This window comes from Rhodanobacter sp. C03 (genome assembly GCF_002001175.1).
Classification (GTDB): Bacteria; Pseudomonadota; Gammaproteobacteria; order Xanthomonadales; family Rhodanobacteraceae; genus Rhodanobacter.
The window spans coordinates 262,420-287,185 of sequence record NZ_MUNT01000011.1; the positions used below are offsets into that span (position 1 = coordinate 262,420).

Sequence of the window (24,766 nt, forward strand, 5' to 3'; positions counted from 1 at the left end):
TTCTACAGTGGCGTCAGGTTCGCATACGCCGCCACCAGCCACTTGCTACCGGCCCCTTCGAAATTCACCTGTAGCCGTGTATGCGCCCCGCTGCCTTCGGCGCTGAGCACCACGCCTTCGCCGAAGCTGGGGTGGCTGACGCGCTGGCCGAGTTTCACCGGCAGGGTTTCCTCGAGCGATGACGAGATTTCGCGCGGGCGACCGGCATACATCGGCCGGGTGACCTGCACGCGCGGGCGCACTTCGTCGATCAGCTCGGCCGGTATTTCACCGAGGAAGCGCGAGGGCCGCGCCAGCATTTCGGTGCCGTGCATGCGGCGCGATTCGGCGTGGGTGACGAACAGTTTTTCGCGGGCGCGGGTGATGCCGACGTAGGCGAGCCGGCGTTCCTCTTCCAGCCGGCCTTCGTCATCGACCGAGCGTTGGCTGGGGAACAGGCCTTCTTCCATGCCGACCAGGAACACCACCGGAAACTCCAACCCCTTGGCCGAGTGCAGGGTCATCAGCTGCACGCAGTCGTCCCATGCCTCGCCCTGGTTCTCGCCGGCTTCCAGCGTGGCGTGTGACAGGAATGCGGACAGTTCGCTCAAGCCGGCGTCGATATCTTCCTGCGTCGGCTCGAAGCGGCTGGCGACGTTGACCAGTTCGTCGAGGTTTTCCACGCGCGACTCGGCGTTGCCGCGCGAGTCCTTCTCATAGAAGTCGCGCAGGCCGGTGTGGGTGATCGCGTGGTCGATCTGTTCGGCGAGGGTGAGCGCTTCGCCACTGCCATGCCCGACGAAGGTCTGCGCCATCTCGTCGATCAAGGTGAGAAACGCCTTCACCGCATTCTTCGCGCGGCCGGCCAGTTCGCTGCCGCTGCTCAATTCGGACAGCACCGCTTCCCACATCGAGGTGTTGTCGCCACGCGCGCGTCGGCGCAGTGCGTCCAGCGTGCGATCGCCGATGCCGCGTGGCGGCGTGTTCACCGCGCGCTCGAACGCCGCATCGTCGTGGCGATTCGCACTGAGGCGCAGATAGGCCAGTGCGTCCTTGACCTCGGCGCGCTCGAAGAAGCGCTGGCCGCCGTAGACGCGGTACTTGATGCTGCGTTGGGTCAGCTGCTCCTCGAAGTTGCGCGACTGCGCGTTCGAGCGATACAGGATCGCGCAGTCCTTCGCATGGCCATGTTCGGCGATATATTCGCGGATGCGCTCGATCACGAAGCGCGCTTCGTCCTGCTCGTTGTAGGCGGCGTAAAGCGCGATGCGTTCGCCGTCCTCACCTGCCGTCCACAGCTGCTTGCCGAGGCGGCTGCCGTTGCGCGCGATCACGCTGTTGGCGGCTTTCAGGATGGTCGAGGTGGAGCGGTAGTTCTGTTCCAGCTTGATTGTCTTCGCGTCGGGAAAGTCGCGCAGGAACTGCTGCACGTTCTCCACCTTGGCGCCGCGCCAGCCATAGATTGCCTGGTCGTCGTCGCCCACCACGAATACTTGCCCGGTACTGCCGGCGAGTACGCGGATCCACGCGTACTGCAGCGTGTTGGTGTCCTGGAATTCGTCGATCAGCAGGTAGCGCCAGCGTTGCTGGTAATGCTCCAGCACGGCCGGGTTCTTCAGCCACAGTTCGTGCGCGCGCAGCAGCAGTTCGGCGAAATCGACCAGGCCGGCGCGGCGGCAGGCGTCTTCGTAGGCTTTGTAGATGTTGACGAAGGTGTGCGTGACCGGGTGATCGCGATGCTCGATGCTGTCCGGGCGCTTGCCTTCGTCCTTCCAGTTGTTGATCTGCCAACTGGCTTGGCGCGGCGGATACTTCGCATCGTCCAGTCCCAGTCCGGCGACCACGCGTTTGACCAGCCGCAGCTGATCGTCGGCATCGAGAATCTGGAACGTTTCCGGCAGGCCCGCTTCACGCCAGTGTCGCCGCAGCAGCCGATGCGCGATGCCGTGGAAGGTGCCGACGGTGAGGCCCTGGGTGCCGCCGGGAATCAACGCATCGAGCCGCGCGCGCATTTCGCCGGCGGCCTTGTTGGTGAAGGTGACGGCGAGGATCGCCCACGGCGGCACGCCTTCGACCTGGTTGAGCCAGCCAATGCGGTGGGTGAGGACACGGGTCTTGCCGGAGCCGGCACCGGCCAGCACCAGGTAGTGGCTTGGCGGTGCACAGACCGCTTCGCGCTGCGCATCGTTGAGCGGGTCGATCAGGTACGAGACATCCATCCTGTCCATTGTAGCGGGCCGCAAATGAAAACCGCCGCGAAGGCGGCGGTTTTCCATGAGGCCAGCGAGCGCATTCAGCGCTTGCTGATAAAGCCACCGACCGCCAGCAGTCCACCGACCACGATGCCGGCGATGCCGATCCATTGCGGCACGCCCTTGTCATGCGTGGCAGTGATCTTGGCCGAGCCGACCTGCAGCAACGTATCGGTGTCCTGGTAACTGGCATGTCCGGCGACGATCCAGATGCCGGCCGCCAGCAAGATGATGCCGACGATGATCAGTCCTGCGCGCATGGTGTTTCCCCTTGATGGATGTGGCCCGAGTATGCCGGCTGCCGGTGTGCACAAAAAGTACACGCTGAAGGTACCGACCTAAAGCGCAGGCAAAAAAAGGCCCCGAAGGTTAGGGGGAACCTTCGGGGCCGGGCGGACGCGAGGGACCCAGGGGAGAGGTTCGCGTCCGTGGCGGCTCAGGGAGGTGAGCCAGCCGTGGATGCCGTTGCGTGCATCCGATAACTTAGATGCCGATTCATCAGGAAAGTTTCAACGGCTGACGGAAAAAATTTATCGCCGGTTCAGTTGATGAAACCTTAACGCGCAAGCCGTTGTTGTATATGCCGGCCTGAATGTTCTGGCATGAGTGCGTAGCCTCAATGTGCCTCATCCCAGTTCGCGCCGACCCCAACATCGACCAGCAACGGCACCGCCAGTTCCGCTGCACCGGACATCCGTTCGATCACGGCGGCACGCACCTCGTCGACCGCATCGGCGCGCACCTCGAACACCAGTTCATCGTGCACCTGCATCAGCATGTGAACGTCGTCGCGCCCGGCAATCCAGCCGGCCACCGCGATCATCGCGCGCTTGATGATGTCGGCCGCGCTACCCTGCATCGGCGCGTTCACCGCGGCGCGTTCGGCGCCTTGGCGCAGGCCCTGGTTGCGTGAGGTGAGGTTTTCCAGATACAGCCGGCGACCGAAGATGGTCTCGACGTAGCCGTCGCGATGGGCCTGCTCGCGGGTCGCGTCCATGAAAGCGCGCACGCCCGGATAGCGCGAGAAATAGCGTGCCATGTAGTCACTGGCCTCGCCGCGATCGACGCCGAGCTGACGTGCCAGCCCGAACGCGCTCATGCCGTACATCAGACCGAAGTTGATCGCCTTGGCGGCGCGGCGCTGGTTGGTGCTGACTTCTTCCGGTTTGAGCCCGAAAACTTCCGCCGCCGTGGCGCGATGCACATCGCCGCCTTCATGGAATGCACGCAGCAGGCCTTCGTCGCCGGACAGGTGCGCCATGATGCGCAACTCGATCTGCGAGTAATCCGCTGCCAGCACTCTCCATCCGGGTGGCGCGATGAACGCCTGGCGGATGCGTCGGCCTTCTTCAGTGCGTACCGGGATGTTCTGCAGGTTCGGATCGGACGAGGAGATCCTGCCGGTCGCCACCGCGCCCTGGTGATAGCTGGTGTGCACGCGGCCGGTGCGCGGATTGACGATGCCGGACAGCTTGTCGGTATAGGTGGAGCGCAGCTTGGCCAGTCCGCGGTAATCGAGGATCAGCCGTGGCAATTCGTGCGTATCGGCAATCGCCTCCAGCGCTTCCTCGTTGGTGGACGGCTGCCCGGTCGGCGTTTTCAGCTTGGCCTGCAAGCCGAGTTCGTCGAACAGGATCGCCTGCAGTTGTTTCGGCGAATCGAGGTTGAATTCACGTCCGGCCAGAGCGTAGGACTGCCGTTGCAGTTCCAGCATGCGTTTGCCGAGCTGCTGACTCTGCCGGCGCAGCTCGTCACCGTCGATCAGCACGCCGCGACGTTCCATCGCGGCCAGCACCGGCACCAGCGGGATCTCGATGTCCTGATAGACCTTGCGCAGCGTCGGCACGCTTTCGAGTTTCGGCCACAGCGCATGATGCAGGCGCAGGGTGATATCGGCGTCCTCGGCGGCGTAGCGGCAGGCCGTGTCCAGATCCACCTGCGAGAACGAAATCTGCTTCACGCCCTTGCCGGCGACCTGTTCGTACTTGATCGTCTCGTAACCGAGGTACAGCCGTGCCAGCGAGTCCATGTCGTGGCGCGTCGCGGTGGCGTTCCACACGTAGGATTCCAGCATCGAGTCGTGCTTCAGCCCCTGCACGGCGATGCCGTGGTGCGACAGGATGTTGATGTCGTATTTCGCGTGCTGGCCGAGCTTGGGTTTGCCGGCATCCTCGAATAGCGGTTTCAGCGCGGCCAGCACGCTGTCGCGATCGAGCTGCGTCGGTACGCCCGGGTAATCGTGACCCAAGGGGATGTAGCAGGCTTTGCCAAGTTCGATGGAGAGACTGAGGCCGACGATGTCCGCGCGCATCGCATCGATGCTGGTGGTCTCGGTGTCGAACGCGATCAATTCGGCGTGACGCAGCTTTTCCAGCCAGACGTCGAGTTGCGGCTGGGTGGTGACAAGTTCGTATTCGCCGGGAGCCGAAAATTCCGAAGTCTCTGTAGGAGCGGCTTCAGCCGCGATGCTCTTGCCGGCAATCGGAGCAGGAACATCGCGACTGAAGTCGCTCCCACCCGCCGTTGCTGCGGCATCGAGGTCCTTCAACGCTGCCTTGAACCCATAACGGGTATACAGCTCGCGCAATTGGACGATGTCGGCCTCGCGCTGGGCCAGCTCGGTGGGGACGAACTCAAGTGGTACATCGGTCTTGATCGTCACCAGTTCGCGCGACAGCGGCAGTTGCGGCAGGGCCGCGCGCAGGCTTTCGCCGATCTTGCCGCCGATCTTGTCGGCGTTCGCGACCACGCCGTCCAACGTGGTGTATTCAGCCAGCCATTTGGCGGCGGTCTTCGGGCCGCACTTGGGTACGCCGGGCACGTTGTCGACGGTGTCGCCGGTGAGCGCGAGGAAATCGATGATCTGCTCCGGTCGTACACCGAACTTCTCCATCACGCCGTCACTGTCCATCACCGTGTTGGTCATGGTGTTGACCAGGGTGACGTGCGGGTTCACCAGCTGCGCCATGTCCTTGTCGCCGGTGGAGATCTCGACCTCGATGCCGAGTGCCTGCGCCTGCACGGCCAGTGTGCCGATCACGTCGTCGGCCTCCACGCCGGGCACGCGCAGGATCGGAAAACCCAGCGCGCCGACGATCGCCAGCATCGGCTCGACCTGCGCGCGCAGGTCGTCCGGCATCGACGGTCGGTTCGCCTTGTACTGGTCGTACAACGCATCGCGGAAGGTCGGGCCGGGCGCGTCGCTGACGAAAGCCAGGTAGTCCGGCTTCGCCTTCAGCGTGGCGCGCAGCATGTTGACCACGCCGAACAGTGCGCCGGTGGGCTCGCCGTGGGCATTGCTCAGCGGCGGCAGCGCGTGGAACGCGCGGTACAGGTAGGAGGAGCCGTCGATCAGGATTAATTTGGCCATGCGGCATTCTCGCATGCAGGGAACGTCATGCTTCACGGAAGGTCTGCCGGTGCGCTGCTATGCTCTCGCCATTCGATCGAGGTCGCCGCCATGAAAAACGCTGTCCTGCTGGCTGCCGCCAGCGTCCTGCTCGCTTCGCACGCCTTTGCCCAATCCGCGCCGACCAATGTACCGCCGCCACCGGGCATCAATGACCCGGGCGTGAAGGCGGTGGCGCCAGCGGCTGCTGCATCGCAGGGAGGCAATCCGATGACCCGGAAGTCGCCGACGTTGCCGGCGATGCAGGATGCCGGCACCGGCAAGGATGCGTCGCTGCCGCAGATCAGGGTGCGCCAAGAAGGCGATAACACGATCCAGGAATACAGCCACAGTGGCCAAGTTTACATGGTGGTGGTCACCCCCAAGCACGGTATACAGCAGACCTATATGGTCGATCCGCAGGGACGACTGCTCGATGAGCACGGCCAGAAGCCGGTGGGCCCGGCGATGTACAAGGTGCTGGAGTGGGGCAAGAGCAAGCCGGCCGCCGAGGATTCGTCGCAGACGAATCCGGATGAGAACAGTCACTGATCCTTGAGTGTCTCCGTCGGTGCGCTGCGTAGCAGTGCACAACGGGGTGAATGTCGGACGGAGATCCGCGCGATGCAACTGCGTGAAAGCTGGCTGCTGTTCGCCCTCGGCTCGGCGCTGTTTGCCGCGCTGACGGCACTGTTCGGCAAGCTCGGTGTGGTCGGCATCAATTCCAACCTCGCCACCTTCATCCGCACCATCGTGATCCTGATCGTCACCGCCGGCATCCTAAGCCTGCGCCAGGAATGGGCGAAGCCGACCGGATTGCCGCTGCACAGCTGGCTGTTCCTGGTGCTCTCCGGCATCGCCACGGGCCTCTCGTGGCTTTGCTACTACCGCGCGCTGCAACTGGGGCCGGTGAGCAAGGTCGCGCCGATCGACAAGCTCAGCGTGGCAATCGCGATCGTGCTGGCGCTGGTTTTCCTGGGTGAAAAGCCGAGCCTGCCACTGCTGATCGGTGGCGGATTGATCGTGGCCGGCGCCATGGTGATCGCGCTGTTCTGAAGAGCCTTGGTATCGCGTTCAGCGTGCGGCATCCAGTTCGGGGTAATGGCGGAAGATGCCGTCCTCGTTGAAGGCCAGCCTGCGTGGTGACGCCAGATAGGCGGCGATCCGCGGCCGTTCGGCGACGTGCCCGGCCAGCCTGCACAGGTGCGGCAGCTTGCGGCGCAGCGGACGCATCGCGTGCGGAAAGGCGTAAGCAAGCCCGCTCATGATCTGGAACAGCGAGAGATCGACGTAGGAGTGCGTGGACAACGCATGCCGGCCATCGCTGCGCACCAGCACTTCCTCGAAATAGCCGAGGTACTTGGGTAATCGGTGCTGGCGGAAATCTTCTGCACGCTGTCTGGCGGCAACGCGCTGATCCTTGTAGTACAGGCTGCTGGCGATCGGGTGATGGGTATCGTGTACTTCGGCGACCAGGTCGGCGATGGTCAGCTGCAACTGGTGCGCATACAGCCGCATGGCGGCTCCCGCCGGTACCAGTTTCAGCCGCGGCGCCAGGTAAAGAAGAATGGCGGCGGTCTGCGCGATCACGGTGCGGCCGGCCTTGAGGAAGGGCGGCGCAAGCGGCAGTCCGCCAGCTCGTTCACCTGCAAGGAACGGCATGATGACGTCGTCGCCCTGTTCCCTGGCGATATCGACGTAGCCTGCGCCGGCGTCTTCCAACGCCAGCCGCACGAATTCACCGCGGCCCTGGATGCCGGACCAGTAATACAGCCGGTAGCGCATGGCAGTCTCCGATGGGTGCCCCCGAGGTTAGGTGTGCAGGGTTCAAGACTGTGTGAGCGATCGACTCCCGGCAAGTTTGTGGGTCTGTGTCAGGACACGAGATAAAACGATTTGATTTATCAGGGAAGGAGCGGTGCAATAGCCGCTCCTATTCGCCGCACCATCGCCCCGACGGTAACCCGATTGCCGATGCTTCGCCGCTTCCTTCCCGATCGTTTCACGAGTGCGTTGCTTCTCACCGTGTTGCTGGCCAGCGTGCTGCCGTGCCGTGGCGCGGCAGCACAGGTGTTCGGCGTGCTCACCGATGTTGCAATCGCGCTGTTGTTCTTCCTGCACGGGGCCAAGCTGTCGCGCGCTGCGGTGATTGCCGGCGTCACCAACTGGCGGCTGCACCTGACCGTGTTGGCCAGCACCTTTGTGCTGTTTCCGTTGCTGGGGCTGCTGCTGCGGCCGGTGCTGTCGTCGCTGGTGACGCCGGACCTGTATCTGGGCGTGCTGTTCCTGTGCATGTTGCCGTCGACGGTGCAGTCGTCGATCGCGTTCACGTCGATCGCGCGCGGCAATGTTTCCGCCGCCGTGTGCTCGGCGTCCGCTTCCAGCCTGCTCGGCATCTTCATCACTCCGCTGCTGGTGGGCGCGTTGCTGGAGTCGCATGGACACGGTGGCATGTCGTGGGATGCGGTGGGGGGCATCGTGCTGCAACTGCTGGCGCCATTCGTGGCGGGGCAGCTGGCGCAGCGCTGGATCGGCGGCTGGGTGCAACGCCACAAGCCGCTGGTCGGCGTGGTCGATCAGGGTTCGATCCTGCTGGTGGTGTACACGGCGTTCAGTGCGGCCGTGCTGGAGGGCCTGTGGAAACAGGCGCCGTTACCGGCGCTGGTTGGCCTGCTGCTGATCAATATCGTGCTGCTGACGCTGGCGTTGCTGATCACACGTTACGGTGCGCGTGCGCTGGGCTTCGGCAAGGAAGACGAGATCACCATCGTGTTCTGCGGTTCCAAGAAGAGCCTGGCCAGCGGCATACCGATGGCCAAGGTACTGTTCGCCGGCCACCCATTGGGCATGATCGTGCTGCCGATCATGCTGTTCCACCAGATCCAGCTGATGACCTGCGCCGTATTGGCGCGACGCTATGCACGGCGCGCCAATACGGACGCAGTCGTGCCGCTGGCCGAGACGGACATCGCGCCGGCGGATTGAATCAACGCCGGACTTGCCTGATTGACTTCCGTCACTTTCAGTGACGGAAGTGACGCATCCCGGTGAACACCATCGCCATGTCGTGCTCGTCGGCGGCGGCGATCACCTCGGCGTCGCGCATCGAGCCGCCCGGCTGGATCACTGCGCTGATGCCGGCGGCGGCCGCGGCATCGATGCCGTCGCGGAACGGGAAGAACGCGTCGGAGGCCATCACCGAGCCACGTACCTCCAGCTTCTCGTCAGCCGCCTTGATGCCGGCGATCTTCGCGCTGTAGACGCGGCTCATCTGGCCGGCGCCGATGCCGATGGTCTGGCGGTCGCGGGCATACACGATGGCATTGCTCTTGACGAACTTGGCCACCTTCCAGGCGAAGATCAGGTCGTGGATCTGTGCCTCGGTCGGCGCACGGCGGGTAACGATTTTGAGATCATTCGCGCTGATCATGCCGGTGTCGGCGCTCTGGATCAGCAGGCCCGAACCCACGCGTTTGGAGTTGTTGCCGGGATGGGCGTGAGCGAAATCACCATCGGCTGGCAGCGGAATCACCAGCACGCGCACGTTGCCTTTCTTGGCGAACGCCTTTAGCGCCTCGTCCGCATAGCCCGGCGCCAGCACCACCTCGACAAACTGGCGCGCCACGATGGCCTGCGCGGTGGCGTCGTCCACCTCGCGGTTGAACGCGATGATGCCGCCGAAGGCCGAAGTAGGGTCGGTCTGGTAGGCGAGGTCGTAGGCGCGGCCGATGCCATCCAGGCTCACCGCGACACCGCACGGGTTGGCGTGCTTGACGATCACGCAGGCCGGCTTGGTGAAGCTGCGCACGCACTCCCACGCCGCGTCGGCGTCGGCAATGTTATTGAACGACAGCTCCTTGCCCTGCAGCTGGCGGAACGTGGCCAAGGTGCCGGGCGATGGATACAGATCGCGGTAGAACGCTGCTTGCTGGTGAGGGTTCTCGCCATAACGCAGGTCCATCAGCTTCACGAAGCGGCCGTTGACCTGGCCCGGGAACGCATCATGCCCGGTGACGGCGTCCTGCGCCTCGTTGAGCTGCAGCGCCGATAGATAGTCGCTGATCGCGCCGTCGTAGCTGGATACATTGTTGAATGCGGCCACCGCCAGTTTGAAGCGGGTGGCGCGGCAGAGGCCGCCGTGTTGTTCGATCTCGACCAGCGCATCGGCGTACTGATCCGGCGAGGTCAGCACACCGACATCGTTCCAGTTTTTCGCCGCCGAGCGCAGCATTGCCGGACCGCCGATGTCGATGTTCTCGATGGCGTCTTCCAGCGTGCAGCCGGGCTTCGCCACGGTGCTTTCGAACGGATACAGGTTCAGTACCAGCAGGTCGATCGGCGCGATGCCAAGCTCGGCCATGATCTTGTCGTCGGTGCCGCGTCGACCGAGCAGGCCGCCATGGACCTTCGGGTGCAGCGTCTTGACACGACCGTCCATGATTTCGGGGAAACCGGTGACGTCGCTGACATCGGTAACCGCAATGCCAGCCTCGCGCAGCGCCTTGGCGCTGCCGCCGGTGGAGAGCAGGTCAACGCCCCTGGCCGCCAACCGCCGGGCCAGCTCGATCAGGCCAGTCTTGTCGGAGACGCTGAGCAGGGCGCGTCGAACCGGGACGAGCTGGGGCGTGGGCATGAGCGGGTTTCCAGGAGGGGAAAGCCGCTCATTATAGCCGTCCGGATGGTCGGCGGTTTCCCTCGGAGTTACAGCAGGCCGTGGGCGGCAAGCTTCTTGCGCAGGGTGGCGCGGTTGATGCCCAGTGCGCTTGCCGCGCGGCTCTGATTGCCGTCATGGAAGGCCAGCACTTCGCGCAGCATGGGCAGTTCGACTTCACGCAGCACCAGCGCGTGGAGACCCTCGACGCATTCGGTGTCACCGATGTCGGCGAGATAGCGGCGTACTGTGCGGCTGACGCATTCGCTCAACGCGCTGTGAGAGCCGGCACCATGCGAACCGGTACTCTGCGAGTGGGCGCCCTGCGAATCGGCGTCCTGCGACAAGGTCTGTTTTGCGGCCTCGGCAGCAGGCAGTCTTACGGCATTCACGGACATCTTCCCTCACGGACGAGGCGGCGGCTGCATGGGCCGCTGCGTATGGTTATGACTATTGCTGCAGATCACGGTGCGTGTTGGGCACCGGTTGACGGTCTGCGCGAGGGGTCGAGTCTACCCGTGCGTGCCGAGAATTTTAAGTGCTATTCGAAACCAAATTCGAACGCCACCGCCTTGTCGCCGGGATCTTCCACCTCCAGCAACAGCACGGCGCTGGTGCCGGGAGCCAGGCCGCGGCGCCGAATCGCGGGGTCGTCGAGATACTCGTCTGGGCGCAGCCGGCGCATCGCGATGCGCTGCCCCTGCGCGTTCGACAGAGTGATCGTGAGTACCGGATACGGTTGGGTGAACGCTGCATCGTTGCGCACGCTGGCGCTGATCATCAAGGCGCCGGCGACACTGGGATGCGCCTGCACATTGCTGGCGAGCAGTTGCAGCTGTTGCGGCGCGGCGACCAGCGGAAGCTCGCAGCCAAGCACGGCGCAGCTGCTGCGCAACCAGCCGCCCACGGTCGGATTGCGCAAGATGGGATCGCGTTCGGCCCAGGCCAGTTGCACGACGAGCAGCAGTGCAAGCAGGCTGCCGGCGACGATCCATGGCCAGCGCCGCTCACCCGACGCACGGCGGCGGCGTGTGCGCGGCGACCGGGCTGGTCGTTTTACAGATGTCTCGCGTGCAAAGCGCGGGGCGAACACCAGTTGCGAAAAATCTTCCACGGCAGGCGTTTCCGCAGCCACCACTTCGTTCTCGATCACCGCCGGCGGATCGGGTCGTGGTCGGTACACCACCAGATCCACGCAGGGCGGCTCGAACGCAGGCTCGTTCACCGGCAGTTCGTGAAACGGCTCCGGTGGCAGTTGTTCGGCCAGGGTGGCGATGCTGTCAAAGTGGGCCTTGCAGTGCCCGCACATCACGTAGCCGTGCGCCTGCGCAAGCGTGTGCACATCCAGCGAAAACACGGACAGGCATTCAGGGCATTGGGTGTACATGCGGGCCGCTTTGATCGGTATGCGGCAAGCTTAGCAGGGCGACCCGGCCGCTTCGCGCACGAACGCGCCTCACGGCGCAGTGCATGTGAACCGGTGCGTGGCGCACCGTTGCGTTCAGGCGCGGCGGCGGCCGCTGATGCGGACCCAGTCTTCGTGGGTGTCCACGCGCAGGTCGTCGAACCACTCGGCGTAGCGCTGCAACAGCTCATCCTGCTGGCCATTGAGGATGCCGGAGATCGCGAACGGTGCGCCGGGTTTCGCGGCGGCGGCGAAGGTCGGTGCCAGGGCGCCGAGCGGACCGGCGAGGATGTTCGCGATGAACACGTCGGCTGCTTCGGCCTCGACGTCTTCGGGCAGGAATACGGCGAGGCGATCTGCGACGTCGTTGCGTTCGGCGTTGTCGATGGAGGCCGTGAGCGCCTGCGGGTCGTTGTCGACGCCGATCGCGCTGGCTGCGCCGAGTTTCAGCGCGGCGATCGCCAGGATGCCGGAGCCGCAGCCGTAGTCGGTGATCGTCTTGCCGGCCAAGTCGAGACCATCCAGCCACTCCAGGCACAATGCGGTGGTCGGGTGGGTGCCGCTGCCGAATGCAAGGCCCGGGTCGAGTCGCACCACCACAAGCTCTTCATCGCCGCTCTCATTGTGGGTGGGTGGCTCGATATTCCACGGATAGATCCATAACCGGCGGCCGAATGGCATCGGTTTGAACTGATCCATCCATGCGCGCTCCCAGTCCTGATCGGCGACGTCGTGGAACGTCAGCTGATCCGGCTCCAGCCACGGCAGAAGTTCACCGAGCGCTTCGGCAAGGCCACGACGATCGGTGTGCTCATCGAACAATGCATTCAGTGTGATCGTCGGCCACAACGGCAGCTCGCCCACGCCGGGCTCGAAGATCGCCTGCTCGTCCGGCGTTTCCGCATCGGCGTCCTGCAAGGTGATCGACAGCGCGCCAAGATCGTTCAGCGATTCTTCCACGTGCGGCTGCTGCTCGACGCGGATGGTGAGAGAAAGTTCGAGAAAGGGCATGGTGATCGGTTACGTCGAGGGTAGGCCGGGGTAAGCGAAACTAACCCCGGCATAGCGTTAATGCCTGGTGCTGCGTTGGGGTTCGCGTCGCTCACCCCAACCTGCTTCGCCATCAGTGAGCGGGCGGATGTTCCTTCTGCTCCGCCATGCGCTTTTCCAGATAGTGGATGTTCTGGCCACCATGCTGGAAGCCGACGTCGGCCATGATGCGCTGCTGCAACGGGATGTTGCACTTGACGCCTTCGATCACCGTCTCGGCCAGCGCCAGGCGCATGCGCGCAATCGCGGTCTCGCGATCGGGGCCGTGCACGATCAGCTTGCCGATCATCGAGTCGTAGTTCGGCGGAATCTTGTAGCCGTCGTACAGATGCGTGTCGACGCGCACGCCGGGACCGCCCGGTGCCTCGAAGCGCTTCACCGTGCCGGGACTCGGCATGAAGGTGTCGGGATCCTCGGCGTTGATGCGGCATTCGATCGCGTGGCCGCGGATCACGATGTCTTCCTGCTTGATCGACAGCTTCTCGCCACCGGCGATCAGCAGCTGCTCGCGCACCAGATCGACGCCGGTGATCAGCTCGGTCACCGGGTGCTCGACCTGGATGCGGGTGTTCATCTCGATGAAGTAGAAGCGGCCATTCTCGTATAGGAACTCGAACGTACCGGCGCCGCGGTAGTTGATGCGGATGCAGGCGTCGACGCAGACCTTGCCGATCTGTTCGCGTTGCTCCGGCGTAATGCCCGGTGCCGGCGCTTCCTCGACCACTTTCTGGTGGCGGCGCTGCATCGAGCAGTCGCGCTCGCCCAGATGGATCGCGTTGCCCTGACCATCGGCGAGCACCTGGATCTCCACGTGGCGCGGATTCTCCAGGAACTTCTCCATGTACACCTGCTCGTTGCCGAACGCGGCCTTGGCCTCGGCCTTGGTCATGGTGATCGCGTTGCCCAGGTGTGCCTCGGTGCGCACCACGCGCATGCCGCGACCGCCGCCACCGCCGGCGGCCTTGATGATCACCGGGTAGCCGATCTCGCGGGCGATCTTGATATTGGTGTCGACGTCCTCGCCAAGCGGGCCACCGGAGCCGGGCACGCACGGCACACCGGCCGCCTTCATCGCGCGGATCGCCTCGACCTTGTCGCCCATCAGGCGGATCACGTCGGCGGTCGGGCCGATGAAGATAAAGCCGGACTGTTCCACCTGCTCGGCGAAGTCGGCGCGCTCGGACAGGAAGCCGTAACCCGGATGGATCGCCTGGGCGTCGGTGATTTCCGCCGCCGCGATGATGCGCGGGATGTTGAGGTAGCTGTCGACCGACGGGCCGGGGCCTATGCAGATCGACTCGTCGGCGAGGCCGACATGCTTCAGATTGCGATCCACGGTGGAGTGCACCGCCACGGTCTTGATACCCAGACTGTGGCAGGCGCGCAACACGCGCAACGCGATTTCGCCGCGGTTGGCGATGACGACCTTCTCGAGCATCCGGGCGGCCTCAGGCAATCACGAACATGGGTTCGTCGAATTCCACCGGCTGGCCGTTCTCGACCAGGATCGCCTGCACGGTGCCGGCCACGTCGGCCTCGATCTGGTTGAACATCTTCATCGCCTCGATGATGCCCAGCGTCTCGCCGGCCTTGACCTGCTGGCCGACCTTGGCGAAAGCCGGGGTACCCGGCGTGGCCGACGCGTAGAACGTGCCGACCATCGGCGCCTTCACCACGTGGCCGGCCGGCAGCGCGTCGGCGGCCGGGGCCTCGACGACGGCAGCAGCAACCGGGGCGACGGCGACTGGCGCGGCCGCCACAGCGACTGGCGCGGCGGCGATCGGTGCGGTGCTCTTGGGCACGCGTGACAGGCGGACGACTTCCTCGCCCTCCTTGATCTCCAGTTCGGCGAGGTTGGATTCCTCGAGCAGGTCGATCAGTTTCTTGATTTTGCGCAAATCCATCGGATCAGCCTTTTTCAGTCATGCCACCAGGAACGTGGCTGGAAGGGAATGGGGTTGGCCGTATGGCCAGGTTCTTATGCGCCGCTGGGCGCGGGTGCCTGCAGCCGATGGATCGCCGCGTCCAACGCCAGCCGGTAGCTGTCCCCGCCGAAGCCGCAGATCACGCCGATCGCGAGATCCGACAGGTATGAGTGATGGCGGAACGCTTCGCGTGCGAACACGTTGGACAGGTGCACTTCGATGAACGGAATCGCCACCGAGGCCAACGCATCGCGCAGGGCAATGCTGGTGTGGGTGAAGGCACCGGCGTTGATCAGGATCAAGGCGGTCTGGTCGTCGCGGCCTTGGTGGATGCGACTGATCAGCTCATGCTCGGCGTTGGACTGGCACCAAGCCAGCTCATGCCCGGCGGCCTGGGCACGCTCGGCCAGCTGCTGATTGATGTCGGTCAGCGTCTCGCGGCCGTATATTTGCGGTTCGCGCACACCCAGCAGGTTGAGGTTGGGTCCGTGCAGGACCAGGATCTTCGCCACAGTATCGTCCAGCTTGCGTCCGGAGGCTCCGGAACCCGACGCAGTGTGCGCGCAGTCGCGAATGTTGTCCAGTTCACCGCAGATCGACGATGTTTGACGGAGAAGGGCGGGATTCCGTGCGTAAGCGTATGTCAACTGTGGTTCAGGGCTGGCCCGGCGTCGACGCCAGCCACTGTTCCAGTTGCGGAGTGGACATGGCGCCAGCATGTGTTGCCAAGATGCGCCCATCAGCGCCTATCAGTACGCTATATGGCAGCGTTTCAGGCATATCGCCCAACTGCAGCGAGGTGCTCGGTGAGGCGAGCTGGCCCAGCAAGATCGGGTAACTCACCGGATGTATGGCCAAAAATGAGCGCACACGATCGGGCTCGTCCATGGCAATTCCGACGACGATCGCCCCCTTTTCGCCGAACTTTTCTTGCGCTCGATTCAGAGCCGGCATCTCTTCCAGGCACGGGCCGCACCAGCTGGCCCAGAAATTCAGCAGCAGCCGGCGGCCATGATAGTCAGTCAGTGGATGCGTTTTGCCGTCGAGGCCGGGCAGGCTGAGGGTGGGCAGTGGCTGGCCAAGGAGCGCCTGCTTCGCTGCGGGGGCAGCTTGCTGGTTTCGATGTTGCGTGTAGCCACCGATGGTGGCTACCAGCACTGCCAGTCCAAGGATCAGCCAGTTGCTTCGATCCATCATCAGCGCGCCGCTTCCGTCAGTGCCTGCTCGACCATCGAGGAAGTCAGCACCGTCGACAACTGCCTGCCGGGGCCGCCATGTTTGGGAAACACCACGTAGAGCGGTACGCCGGGTGAGTGGTATTGCTGCAGGAAGGCGCTGATGGTCGGGTTGACGTCGGTCCAGTCGCCTTTCATGTAAACCGCGCCGGTGCGCTGGAGCAGGTCGTGAAAAGCCTGGGTGTCGAGCACGGTGTGCTCGTTCGCCTTGCAGGTGACGCACCAGTCGGCGGTCATGTCGACGAACACCGGCGTACCGGCGGCGCGCAGTGCGGCCAGTTTTTCCGGGCTGTACGCGACAACGCCGTCCTCGCTCGCGGCAACCCTGGACGGCGCTGGCACGTGAGCGAGTAGATACATCGGAACCAAGGTGGCCAGCGCGAGTAGCGCAACCAGTGCTTGGCTGATCGCACCGCGCGAACGGCTGCGTTCGAACCACCACAGCGTCATCGCCATCAGCACCATCGCCACCAGCACCAGGCCCACCGCATCGGCGCCGCGCTGGTTGGCTAGGACCCAGACCAGCCACACCGCGGTGAGATACATCGGGAACGCCAGCACCTGCTTCAACGTTTCCATCCAGCGTCCGGGCCGCGGCAGCAGACGCGCCAGCGCCGGCACGAAACCGATCAACAGGAACGGCAATGCCAAACCAAGGCCCAATGCCAGGAACACCAGCAGCGCCGACAACATCGGCGCGGCAAACGCGTACGCCAGTGCGCTGCCCATGAACGGTGCAGTGCACGGACTGGCCACCACCACCGCCAGCACGCCGGTGAAGAAGTCGCCGGCCGGGCCCGAGCGGTTGGCCAGGCTGGCGCCGGTATTGCCCAGTGCGGCGCCGAACTGCACCACGCCGGACATCGACAGTCCGACCGCCAGCATCACCAGCGCCAGTGCGCCGACCACGAGTGGTTGTTGCAGTTGCGTACCCCAACCCAGCGCATGGCCGGCCGAACGCAAGGCGAGAATGCCCAGGCCCAGCGCGGCAAAGCTGACCAGTACACCGGCGGTATAGAACAAGGCATGTCGACGCGCGGTGGCGCGGTTCTCGCCGCTCTCGAGCACGCTGACTGCCTTGATCGACAGCACCGGCAGTACGCACGGCATCAGGTTCAGCACCAGGCCACCGCCAAGCGCGAGCAGCAGTGCGGCGATCAGGCTTACCTGCAGCGGGCCTTCGCCGGCATTGGCCGGCGGTAATTCCGGCGCCGTCTCGATGGTCTGGCCGGCAGCAGCGACAGCGCTGCCGAGATCGATGCTTACCGCGCGGGTCATCAGCGGATAGCACAGGCCGCCATCCTGGCAACCCTGGAAGCTGGCCTGAAGCGTCAGTTGTTTGCGCCCGGTGAGATCGCCATTGACCGTCACTGGCAATTCGACCTGATCGAAGTACACGGTGACATCGCCGTAATGTGCGTCGTGATGGGCGGTGCCGGCCGGCCACGCCGGTGTCAGGCTGAGCCCCGCGGCATCCTTGAGCTTCAATGCGGTCTGGTCGCGATACAGGTAATAGCCCTTCGGCATCGTCCAGCGCAGCAGTAGTTGATGCGGGTTCTGCGCTAGCGCTTCGAAGCGGAATGCCTGTTCGGCCGGCAGCGGCGCACTGTCCATGCCGGTGGTCGCGCTGTTGGTACGGCTTCCCAGCTGCCCGAGCGCGGCGCCGAGCGGATTGTTGCCGGCAGGTGCGCTGGTGCTGCCGAGACTCGTCGGCAGCGGTAGATCCAGTTGTTCGGTATGCGGCGGATAGCAGATCTTCGGATCGACTTCGTGGCAACCCTGATATTGCACGCTCAGCTTCAATCGCGTGGTGCCGGCGGCAACGGTGTACGGCAAGCTGGCGTCGATGCCGTGGTGGTACGTCTCGACATCGCCCAGGTATTCGTCGTGGTGCTTCTCGCCGTCGGGCAGTTGCGCCTCACCCAGGGTCACACCGTCCCCGCCCTTGAACTTCATGCGGCCGCGGTAGAGGTAATAGTCCGGCGCGATCGTCCAGTGCAGCTTCAATACCCCGGACGAAGAAGCGTCGGCGCTGAGCTTGTAGGCCTCGGTGACGGGCAGCAGATCGGCGGTGTCTTGCGCAAGAACGGCCTGCGCACCCGCTAACAGGGCGAGCAGGAGCAACAACAGCGTGGCCCGGCGGCCGTGGAAAATCGAGCGCATTGCAACTCCGCGTTCTGGATCGTGTTTCAACATGAAAGCGGATTATGGCCCAGCTTTGGATCAGCGCCCGGGCGTGCGGCATTAGAGCCTGTCTACGATCAGGCCTGCGTGGCCTGATCGAGCGGGGTGGCGCTGTCCGTCCCGAAACGCAGCATGCCCGTGGTCAGTGCCACGCCGAGCAGGATCACCACGCAGCCGCCGGCCATGGCGACGGTGATGCTCTCGCCGAGGAACAGCGCGCCCCATAGCACGCCGAATACCGGAATCAGGTACAGCACCGCCATCGAGCGGGTCGAGCCGATGCGCGCCATCAGCCGGTAGAACAGTACGTACGCGAGCGAGGTGCAGGCCGCGGCGAGGCCGAACATGGCGAACCACGCTTGCGCCGTCGGCGCTTTTGCCGGCCACAGCCAGACGGTGAAGGGCAGCAGCAGGAGCGCGGCGGCGAACTGGCTGCCGATCGCCACGGTCATCGGTGTCACCACCTGCAATCGGCGATGACTGTAATGGGCGCCGAAGGTGTAGCAGAGATTGGCGCCGACACAGGCGGCCATCGCCCAGCCGACCGCGCTGCCGCCATGCCCGAAACCCAGGCTGCCTCCGATCAGCCACACCACCCCGGCCAAACCGATCAGCAAGCCGCTGGCCCGTGGAAGGTCGAGCCTTTCGCCCAGCCACAGCCAGCCGGAGGCTGCCACCAGCAACGGCGCTATCGCGTCGAAGATCGCCGAGAGGTCAGCCGGCAGGCTTTGCGCGGCGTAGGAGAACAGGATGAACGGTAGCGCCGAGTTGGCGATGCCGACGATGAGCACCGAGCGCCAATGCGTGCGCAGCTCGGCCAGGCGCTCACGCGAGTTCAGCAACGGGATGGAGCATATGGCCGCGCCAATCGCGCGCATGCCGGCCAGCGCCATGCCGCCGAACTGGTTGGCGCCCATGCGCATGAACAAGAACGAGGCGCCCCACAAGGCGCCAAGCAGCAACAGGGCGGCGGCGTCAGACTTTTTCATGGGACCAGCTTGAAGGTGGCGGAGGACACAGGCTAATTCCGTGCACTGACAGAATCTGTCAGCAGTCTTGCCCGGACGCATGCCGCATGGATGGGTGTCAGGCGTGCGGGGCGAAGGTCGCGTCAGCCGCTGACGGATTGCCGTACCCAGTCCAGATAGGCGGGGTGACCGAACTCCACCGGTACGGCAATCAGCTCCGGCAGTTCGTAGGGGTGCATTGCCAGCAGGCGTGTTTTCAGCGCATCGAAGCGGCCGGCCGTGGTCTTGATCAGCAGCAGTTCTTCGCGGTCGGTGGTTACCGCACCTTGCCAGCGATAGGTGGAACTGATGCCGGACAGCCGGTTGACGCAAGCGGCCAGCTGTTCGTTGACCAGCGCCTCGGCGATCGTCTGCGCGCAGGCGCTGTCGGGGCAGCTGCAGTAACAAAGCAGGACGGTGTCGGGACTTGTTTGTGGGACCATCGGCCAAGCGTAGAGGGAAACGGGCCAGCCATGCGCGGAGCAGGCGCCGGTATGGGTGATTTCACCGATCGCCCTTGAAACCCGTCCCCGTCCACCCAATTAGCTGTCCATCCCCAGTTCAAATGTTCTTGCAGCGGCGTCTCATACCCGTAAAATTGGCACTCATTTACTCCGAGTGCTAACAAGACTGCCGATCCGGGTCTTCAAAGCCTTGTCCCACCTCAATAGTCAGCTGGAGTTGTCCATGAGCACACTGCGTCCGTTGCACGACCGCGTCATCGTCAAGCGTCTCGAAGAAGAGCGCGTCTCCGCCGGCGGCATCGTCATCCCCGATAGCGCCACCGAAAAGCCCACCCGCGGCAAGGTCGTCGCCGCCGGCACTGGCCTGATCATGGCTGACGGCAAGGTGCGCCCGATGTCGCTGAAGGCTGGCGACACCGTGCTGTTCGGCAAGTACGCCGGTCAGGAAATCAAGATCGACGGTGAAGATCTGGTGTTCCTGAAGGAAGACGACATCGTGGCTGTGATCGAAGGCTGATTACCTTCGGGATCAGGATTCGCGATTCGTTAGAGCGCGTACATCCGCGCACGCCGACCTCCCTGGTTCCTGATCCTTCGCGCTACCGCTCTAGAAGCAAACCCCATTCCTATTCAAAATTTTTGAGGCAAAAATTTTATGGCAGCTAAAGAAGTCCGTTTTGGCGAAGACGCTCGCGCCCGCATGCTCAAGGGCGTGAACACCCTGGCTAATGCAGTCAAGGTCACCCTGGGCCCGAAGGGCCGCAACGTCGTGCTCGAGAAGAGCTTCGGCGCGCCGACGATCACCAAGGACGGCGTGTCCGTCGCGAAAGAGATCGAACTGGCCGACCGTTACGAGAACCTCGGCGCGCAGATCGTCAAGGAAGCCGCTTCCAAGACTTCCGACGTTGCCGGTGACGGCACCACCACCGCAACCGTGCTGGCACAGGCGTTCATCCAGGAAGGCCTCAAGGCTGTTGCCGCCGGCATCAACCCGATGGATCTGAAGCGCGGCATCGACAAGGCCGTTGCGGCTGCGGTCGGCGAGCTGAAGAAGCTCTCCAACCCGACGGCGAACGACAAGGAAATCGCCCAGGTCGGTACGATCTCGGCCAACTCCGACACCAACATCGGCGACATCATCGCCACCGCGATGAAGAAAGTCGGCAAGGAAGGCGTGATCACGGTCGAGGAAGGTTCGGGTCTCGAGAACGAGCTCGACGTCGTCGAAGGCATGCAGTTCGATCGCGGCTACCTGTCGCCGTACTTCATCAACAACCAGGCTTCGCAGCAGGTTGAGCTGGACGACCCGTACATCCTGATCCACGACAAGAAGGTCTCCAACGTTCGCGAGCTGCTGCCGGTGCTGGAAGCCGTTGCCAAGGCGGGCAAGCCGTTGCTGATCGTCGCCGAGGAAGTCGAAGGCGAGGCGCTGGCCACCCTGGTGGTCAACACCATTCGCGGCATCGTCAAGGTTGCCGCCGTCAAGGCGCCGGGCTTCGGTGACCGTCGCAAGGCGATCCTGGAAGACATCGCGGTGCTGACCAACGGTCAGGTCGTGTCCGAGGAAGTGGGCCTGTCGCTGGAGAAGACCACGCTCGCCGATCTGGGTCGTGCCAAGCGCATCGTCATCACCAAGGAAAACACCACGATCATCGATGGTGCCGGTGAAGCCGAAAAAATCCAGTCGCGCATCGGCCAGATCAAGGCGCAGATCGAGGAGACATCCTCCGACTACGATCGCGAGAAGCTGCAGGAGCGCGTGGCCAAGCTGGCCGGCGGCGTTGCGGTCATCAAGGTCGGTGCCGGCACCGAGATCGAAATGAAGGAAAAGAAGGCCCGCGTCGAAGACGCCCTGCACGCCACGCGCGCAGCCGTCGAAGAAGGCGTGGTTCCGGGCGGTGGCGTTGCGCTGATCCGTGCACTGAAGGCCGTCGAAGGCCTGAAGGGCGACAACACCGACCAGGATCTGGGCATCGCGATCACCCGTCGCGCGCTGGAAGCGCCGCTGCGTGCGATCGTTTCCAACGCCGGCGAAGAGCCGTCAGTCATCGTCAACCGCGTCAAGGAAGGCACCGGCAACTTCGGCTACAACGCCGCGACCGGTGAGTTCGGCGACATGGTGGCGATGGGCATCCTGGATCCGACCAAGGTCACCCGCACCGCGCTGCAGCACGCTTCGTCGGTTGCCGGCCTGGCGATCACCACCGAGGCGATCGTTGCCGAGCTGCCGAAGAAAGACGACGGCCACAGCCATGGCGGCGGTGGCATGGGCGGCGGCATGGGCGGCATGGGTGGTATGGACTTCTAAGTCCCGCTCTCCAAGTTGCAACAAAGAAAACCCCGCCTCGGCGGGGTTTTCTTTTGGGTGCGATGTCGCAGATTTCTTAGTGACCGTGCGCGTCAGCGTTGGCGTTGACATTGGCATCGGCGCCGACGGACTGCCCGGCGGTGGCTTGGCCGGCAGTGTTGCCGACCGAGTGCACCGCATTGCCGGTGGTGTGCAGCGTCGAGTGAACGGCATTGCCGGTCTGGTTGCCGACATTCTGTCCAGCCTGACCAACCCGGTTGGCTGCTGCGCCGGCATCCACGCTGGCACCGGTATCGACACTGGCGTTCGCGGCCGTGTTGCTGCTGCCGGTGCCGGCACTCATCGCAGTGCTGCCATTCACGCTGACGTTGGCACTGCCGGTATCACTGACGGCCGAGTGGGCCTGATCGGCGGTCTTGTGCGTCACCTGCTTCGCCTTGCGGCTGGTGTGTCGCAAGGTGTCACCGGTTTGCGTACCGACCTGATCGGTCGTGTGCATGGCGTTGGGCACGACGGCGCCGGTATTCAAACCGCCACCGACCTTGGCCGCACCACCCAGGTTGACTTGGGCGAAGGCGGGGACTGTGAGTACGCTGGCACCGATGATGAGAGTGGCAAGCATGGTCTTGCGCATGTTTAGTGACTCCTGCTGAGAGAACGCCGGAAACCGCGAGGTGGAAACGGGCTTGCGGGCTGCATCGACGCTAGGGGTCGTTCCCCTGCTGGGGTATGAACACGCGCGGTTTCACTTCATTTGGCAGACAGCTCGCTGAATCGCAGTCTCTCTCGTTGACGGACTCTTCACGACGCGCTCGATTTCCGGACATCCATCTTGTGCCTACTGAGGCAGCGCGATGGTCGTCGGCGGCTGTGTCGGCGCAGTGTCGCTGTGCGCGATGCCGCCGTTGGGTGGCAGCGGGGCCCTTGGCAGCAGCTTGTCGAGTTTGCCGTTCATGCGCAGCTGATCGACGCTGGCCATCGCATCGTCGAGCTTCTGTACATCGCTGCCTTCGGTTGGTGGTGGGGCGCCGGGGGCTTCGGTCAGTGCAGCGAGTTGCGGGCCGACCACACCGGTCAGGGCGTAATAGGCATCATCGTGGATGCCAGCCTGGGCCAGCAGCTTGCCGGCCAGCAGCCAGGCGGCGGTGTCCTCATGGATCGGCTGGCCCTGCGCGTGCGGATCGACCAGAAGCCAAGTGCCGGCCTGGCTCAGCATGTCCTTGCCGTCGACGAAGCCGGTGATCTGGTAACTGTTGCTCAGCGCCGGCAGATGATCGCCATAGAACAGCACCAAGCTCGGCCGCTGGCGCTGGGCCAGCCATGCGACCAGCCGGCCCAGTTCGGCGTCGGCGTGCTGCAGGTGGTAGAGGTAGGTCTGCAGTTCCTGCTTGTCCATGCCGGTGATGCCGTCGGGTACCGGAATGGCATCGCGTTCGGCGCGATTGGTTGGTTCGACGTCGTACGGGCCGTGCGCCTCGATGCTGATCGCGAAGAGGAATTGCGGCGGCCCGCTGTCTTTCAGCTCGTGCATGATCTGGTCGGTCATCGCGCTGTCGGCCATGTACTTGCCGTCCATCGCCGCATGGACCGGGAACGACGACTGCGACACGAAGCGGTTGAAGCCGAGCGACTTGAACGCGCTCGTGCGGTTCCAGAACGCGGGGTCGTTGCCGTGCAGGGCGGTGGTTTCGTAACCATGCGCGTTCAACACGTGGACCAGACTCGGCACGGCTTTGTGGCTCATCTGCAGATAGGGGAACTGCAGGTTTTCGAAGTAGCGCAATGACAGCCCGGTGAGCACCTCGAACTCGGTGCGGATGGTGCCGCCGCCGAAGGTCGGCACGTGCAGGTCGCCGCTGATGCCGTGCTCAGCCAGTCGGCGCAGGTTCGGCGCAAAGTTGCTGTCTTCGTAACCGCGCATGCGGGTGGGATCGAAGAACGACTCACTCTGTATCACCACGATGTCGGGCAATGCGTCGCTGGCGGTCGGGGTCTGCATCGATTGCTGCAGCGCCGCCGCGGATTGGCCGATCAGCTGCGAGGCGGCGGCACCGTTTGGCTTGCGTTTGCCCTGGCCATATTGCAGGTGAAACATCATCAGCGAGCTGATCAGGCCGGAATGGGTGCTGGTCGAGGAGGCCGACCACGGCTCCAGCCATAGCACCTGGCCGTTGTAGAGCTTCCCCCACACGGGCAGTCCGCCCAGCAGGCTGATCAACACCGCCGCCAGCACGCTGCCGGCCAGCAACCGTTTGCCGCGGGTACGCCGCGCGAACAGCGGCGGCTCATAGCGCCACATCGCGATGATCAGGGCCACACCGCCCAGCAACCCCAGGTACGGCCACGGGCTGTGCGGCAGGTAGCCGAACAGCAGATGCGCGCCGCCTTTGCGCAACTGACCCACCATGCGAAAGTCATCCGGCAGCAGCGGCGTGCCGAGGTTGGCCACCTTGAGCACGTTGACGGCGTACACCAACCCCTGCAGCAGGAAGGCCAGGCCGAACGACAACAGCACGCGGCGACTGATCACCAGCAGCACAGCAGCCAACAGTAACCCGGGCCACGCGTTGGCCAGCGGGAAGCGTGGTTGATCGAACAACTGCAACGGCGCCACACCGGCGCCACCATCCAGCAGGCCGGTCAGCAGCACGAACGCCAGCGCCAGCAACAGTAGCAGCGCGATACGCGGGGCCAGCACGCGCCAAGGGCGAGATGGGCTAGTGGAATTCAACAACATGGCAGTCCTGCGTTGCTGTCATGGGGTGGACACGAAAATGTAATCGGGCCCAGATGAACCAAGTGTTGGTGCCGGATCGGCGAATTTCGGGCTCACGGCTGGGTGGTACAACGCGCCGCCGGTCGCGTCGGTATACCCGCCTGAGGATGATCGTTCAGGCCGGCATCGGTTGCCGCACTGC

At 64.2% G+C, this 24,766-nt stretch carries 22 protein-coding genes; 5 read left to right on the top strand and 17 right to left on the bottom strand.

The features are described from left to right. Window positions 1-2 precede the first annotated feature (2 nt). From uvrD to polA, 3 genes are all read right to left on the bottom strand, one after another. On the bottom strand, window positions 3-2,198 hold the full coding sequence (uvrD, locus tag B0E48_RS15850; protein ID WP_077519111.1) for a DNA helicase II: 2,196 nt from the start codon (window positions 2,196-2,198) through the stop codon (window positions 3-5). 74 nt (window positions 2,199-2,272) lie between these two features. After that, window positions 2,273-2,491 carry a hypothetical protein gene (locus tag B0E48_RS15855; RefSeq protein ID WP_077519112.1) on the bottom strand — a complete coding sequence of 73 codons (219 nt, stop codon included), beginning with the start codon at window positions 2,489-2,491 and terminating at the stop codon, window positions 2,273-2,275. Window positions 2,492-2,847: 356 nt separating this feature from the next. Beyond that, window positions 2,848-5,601, bottom strand: coding sequence for a DNA polymerase I (polA, locus tag B0E48_RS15860; protein WP_077519113.1), 2,754 nt, complete (start codon window positions 5,599-5,601; stop codon window positions 2,848-2,850). A gap of 90 nt (window positions 5,602-5,691) precedes the next feature. Here polA and B0E48_RS15865 point away from each other — a divergent pair, with 90 nt between their 5' ends. Then, window positions 5,692-6,171, top strand: coding sequence for a DUF2782 domain-containing protein (locus tag B0E48_RS15865; protein ID WP_077519114.1), 480 nt, complete (start codon window positions 5,692-5,694; stop codon window positions 6,169-6,171). A gap of 72 nt (window positions 6,172-6,243) precedes the next feature. Continuing rightward, window positions 6,244-6,675, top strand: coding sequence for an EamA family transporter (locus tag B0E48_RS15870; protein ID WP_077519115.1), 432 nt, complete (start codon window positions 6,244-6,246; stop codon window positions 6,673-6,675). An 18-nt stretch (window positions 6,676-6,693) separates the two neighbouring features. Here the strand turns inward: B0E48_RS15870 and B0E48_RS15875 are convergent, their stop codons facing one another. Beyond that, window positions 6,694-7,404: a glutathione S-transferase gene (locus tag B0E48_RS15875; protein WP_077519116.1), complete on the bottom strand. Its 711-nt coding sequence runs from the start codon at window positions 7,402-7,404 to the stop codon at window positions 6,694-6,696. A gap of 189 nt (window positions 7,405-7,593) precedes the next feature. Here B0E48_RS15875 and B0E48_RS15880 point away from each other — a divergent pair, with 189 nt between their 5' ends. Further along, entirely contained in the window at window positions 7,594-8,604 is a 1,011-nt protein-coding gene (locus tag B0E48_RS15880) for a bile acid:sodium symporter family protein (protein WP_077519117.1), read from the top strand. Window positions 8,605-8,641: 37 nt separating this feature from the next. Here B0E48_RS15880 and purH read toward each other — a convergent pair whose 3' ends face one another. The 11 genes from purH to cutA all read right to left on the bottom strand — a co-directional run bounded on the left by purH (window position 8,642) and on the right by cutA (window position 19,519). Continuing rightward, a complete protein-coding gene (gene purH, locus B0E48_RS15885; RefSeq protein ID WP_077519118.1) occupies window positions 8,642-10,252 on the bottom strand; it encodes a bifunctional phosphoribosylaminoimidazolecarboxamide formyltransferase/IMP cyclohydrolase in 1,611 nt (536 codons plus the stop codon). 68 nt (window positions 10,253-10,320) lie between these two features. Next, window positions 10,321-10,668: a helix-turn-helix domain-containing protein gene (locus tag B0E48_RS18120; RefSeq protein ID WP_077519119.1), complete on the bottom strand. Its 348-nt coding sequence runs from the start codon at window positions 10,666-10,668 to the stop codon at window positions 10,321-10,323. A 143-nt stretch (window positions 10,669-10,811) separates the two neighbouring features. Beyond that, window positions 10,812-11,657 (bottom strand): zinc-ribbon and DUF3426 domain-containing protein, encoded by an 846-nt coding sequence (locus tag B0E48_RS15895; RefSeq protein WP_077519120.1) that lies wholly within the window; start codon window positions 11,655-11,657, stop codon window positions 10,812-10,814. Between the two features lie 114 nt (window positions 11,658-11,771). Continuing rightward, window positions 11,772-12,686 carry a 50S ribosomal protein L11 methyltransferase gene (gene prmA, locus B0E48_RS15900; RefSeq protein WP_077519121.1) on the bottom strand — a complete coding sequence of 305 codons (915 nt, stop codon included), beginning with the start codon at window positions 12,684-12,686 and terminating at the stop codon, window positions 11,772-11,774. 112 nt (window positions 12,687-12,798) lie between these two features. Continuing rightward, complete coding sequence (gene accC / locus B0E48_RS15905) at window positions 12,799-14,163, bottom strand: acetyl-CoA carboxylase biotin carboxylase subunit (RefSeq protein ID WP_077519122.1); 1,365 nt, start codon at window positions 14,161-14,163, stop codon at window positions 12,799-12,801. Between the two features lie 10 nt (window positions 14,164-14,173). Beyond that, window positions 14,174-14,629, bottom strand: coding sequence for an acetyl-CoA carboxylase biotin carboxyl carrier protein (gene accB / locus B0E48_RS15910; RefSeq protein WP_077519123.1), 456 nt, complete (start codon window positions 14,627-14,629; stop codon window positions 14,174-14,176). A gap of 74 nt (window positions 14,630-14,703) precedes the next feature. After that, the gene (gene aroQ, locus B0E48_RS15915) at window positions 14,704-15,162 is read right to left on the bottom strand and encodes a type II 3-dehydroquinate dehydratase (protein WP_077519191.1); all 459 of its coding nucleotides are present in this window, start codon (window positions 15,160-15,162) and stop codon (window positions 14,704-14,706) included. 142 nt (window positions 15,163-15,304) lie between these two features. Next, entirely contained in the window at window positions 15,305-15,847 is a 543-nt protein-coding gene (locus B0E48_RS15920; RefSeq protein ID WP_077519124.1) for a TlpA disulfide reductase family protein, read from the bottom strand. Continuing rightward, the gene (locus tag B0E48_RS15925) at window positions 15,847-18,048 is read right to left on the bottom strand and encodes a protein-disulfide reductase DsbD (protein WP_077519125.1); all 2,202 of its coding nucleotides are present in this window, start codon (window positions 18,046-18,048) and stop codon (window positions 15,847-15,849) included. Before B0E48_RS15925 ends, B0E48_RS15920 begins: the two co-directional genes overlap by 1 nt. A gap of 98 nt (window positions 18,049-18,146) precedes the next feature. After that, on the bottom strand, window positions 18,147-19,058 hold the full coding sequence (locus B0E48_RS15930) for a DMT family transporter (protein ID WP_077519126.1): 912 nt from the start codon (window positions 19,056-19,058) through the stop codon (window positions 18,147-18,149). A gap of 122 nt (window positions 19,059-19,180) precedes the next feature. Beyond that, entirely contained in the window at window positions 19,181-19,519 is a 339-nt protein-coding gene (gene cutA, locus B0E48_RS15935; protein WP_077519127.1) for a divalent-cation tolerance protein CutA, read from the bottom strand. A 244-nt stretch (window positions 19,520-19,763) separates the two neighbouring features. On the opposite strand from cutA, the gene B0E48_RS15940 reads away from it, so the two are divergent. Both B0E48_RS15940 and groL read left to right on the top strand, forming a co-directional pair. After that, window positions 19,764-20,057 carry a co-chaperone GroES gene (locus B0E48_RS15940; protein ID WP_007081521.1) on the top strand — a complete coding sequence of 98 codons (294 nt, stop codon included), beginning with the start codon at window positions 19,764-19,766 and terminating at the stop codon, window positions 20,055-20,057. A gap of 138 nt (window positions 20,058-20,195) precedes the next feature. Continuing rightward, window positions 20,196-21,848 (top strand): chaperonin GroEL, encoded by a 1,653-nt coding sequence (gene groL / locus B0E48_RS15945; RefSeq protein WP_077519128.1) that lies wholly within the window; start codon window positions 20,196-20,198, stop codon window positions 21,846-21,848. 76 nt (window positions 21,849-21,924) lie between these two features. Here the strand turns inward: groL and B0E48_RS15950 are convergent, their stop codons facing one another. Together B0E48_RS15950 and B0E48_RS15955 are read right to left on the bottom strand one after the other, a co-directional pair. Continuing rightward, window positions 21,925-22,482, bottom strand: a complete 558-nt coding sequence (locus tag B0E48_RS15950) for a hypothetical protein (protein WP_077519129.1) — start codon at window positions 22,480-22,482, stop codon at window positions 21,925-21,927. A 204-nt stretch (window positions 22,483-22,686) separates the two neighbouring features. Next, window positions 22,687-24,585 carry an LTA synthase family protein gene (locus B0E48_RS15955; RefSeq protein WP_077519130.1) on the bottom strand — a complete coding sequence of 633 codons (1,899 nt, stop codon included), beginning with the start codon at window positions 24,583-24,585 and terminating at the stop codon, window positions 22,687-22,689. Window positions 24,586-24,766: the final 181 nt, after the last annotated feature.

What these genes read in the sequence shown, in the direction of transcription:
- B0E48_RS15895 (WP_077519120.1), bottom strand. Translation starts at nt 11,657, where the DNA reads ATGTACACCCAATGCCCTGAATGCCTGTCCGTGTTTTCGCTGGATGTG.
- B0E48_RS15875 (WP_077519116.1), bottom strand. Translation starts at nt 7,404, where the DNA reads ATGCGCTACCGGCTGTATTACTGGTCCGGCATCCAGGGCCGCGGTGAA.
- accC (WP_077519122.1), bottom strand. Translation starts at nt 14,163, where the DNA reads ATGCTCGAGAAGGTCGTCATCGCCAACCGCGGCGAAATCGCGTTGCGC.
- B0E48_RS15920 (WP_077519124.1), bottom strand. Translation starts at nt 15,847, where the DNA reads ATGATGGATCGAAGCAACTGGCTGATCCTTGGACTGGCAGTGCTGGTA.
- B0E48_RS15865 (WP_077519114.1), top strand. Translation starts at nt 5,692, where the DNA reads ATGAAAAACGCTGTCCTGCTGGCTGCCGCCAGCGTCCTGCTCGCTTCG.
- B0E48_RS15880 (WP_077519117.1), top strand. Translation starts at nt 7,594, where the DNA reads ATGCTTCGCCGCTTCCTTCCCGATCGTTTCACGAGTGCGTTGCTTCTC.
- cutA (WP_077519127.1), bottom strand. Translation starts at nt 19,519, where the DNA reads ATGGTCCCACAAACAAGTCCCGACACCGTCCTGCTTTGTTACTGCAGC.
- prmA (WP_077519121.1), bottom strand. Translation starts at nt 12,686, where the DNA reads ATGCCCTTTCTCGAACTTTCTCTCACCATCCGCGTCGAGCAGCAGCCG.
- B0E48_RS15855 (WP_077519112.1), bottom strand. Translation starts at nt 2,491, where the DNA reads ATGCGCGCAGGACTGATCATCGTCGGCATCATCTTGCTGGCGGCCGGC.
- uvrD (WP_077519111.1), bottom strand. Translation starts at nt 2,198, where the DNA reads ATGGATGTCTCGTACCTGATCGACCCGCTCAACGATGCGCAGCGCGAA.
- B0E48_RS15940 (WP_007081521.1), top strand. Translation starts at nt 19,764, where the DNA reads ATGAGCACACTGCGTCCGTTGCACGACCGCGTCATCGTCAAGCGTCTC.
- polA (WP_077519113.1), bottom strand. Translation starts at nt 5,601, where the DNA reads ATGGCCAAATTAATCCTGATCGACGGCTCCTCCTACCTGTACCGCGCG.
- B0E48_RS18120 (WP_077519119.1), bottom strand. Translation starts at nt 10,668, where the DNA reads ATGTCCGTGAATGCCGTAAGACTGCCTGCTGCCGAGGCCGCAAAACAG.
- B0E48_RS15930 (WP_077519126.1), bottom strand. Translation starts at nt 19,058, where the DNA reads ATGAAAAAGTCTGACGCCGCCGCCCTGTTGCTGCTTGGCGCCTTGTGG.
- accB (WP_077519123.1), bottom strand. Translation starts at nt 14,629, where the DNA reads ATGGATTTGCGCAAAATCAAGAAACTGATCGACCTGCTCGAGGAATCC.
- groL (WP_077519128.1), top strand. Translation starts at nt 20,196, where the DNA reads ATGGCAGCTAAAGAAGTCCGTTTTGGCGAAGACGCTCGCGCCCGCATG.
- purH (WP_077519118.1), bottom strand. Translation starts at nt 10,252, where the DNA reads ATGCCCACGCCCCAGCTCGTCCCGGTTCGACGCGCCCTGCTCAGCGTC.
- B0E48_RS15925 (WP_077519125.1), bottom strand. Translation starts at nt 18,048, where the DNA reads ATGCGCTCGATTTTCCACGGCCGCCGGGCCACGCTGTTGTTGCTCCTG.
- B0E48_RS15955 (WP_077519130.1), bottom strand. Translation starts at nt 24,585, where the DNA reads ATGTTGTTGAATTCCACTAGCCCATCTCGCCCTTGGCGCGTGCTGGCC.
- B0E48_RS15950 (WP_077519129.1), bottom strand. Translation starts at nt 22,482, where the DNA reads ATGCGCAAGACCATGCTTGCCACTCTCATCATCGGTGCCAGCGTACTC.
- B0E48_RS15870 (WP_077519115.1), top strand. Translation starts at nt 6,244, where the DNA reads ATGCAACTGCGTGAAAGCTGGCTGCTGTTCGCCCTCGGCTCGGCGCTG.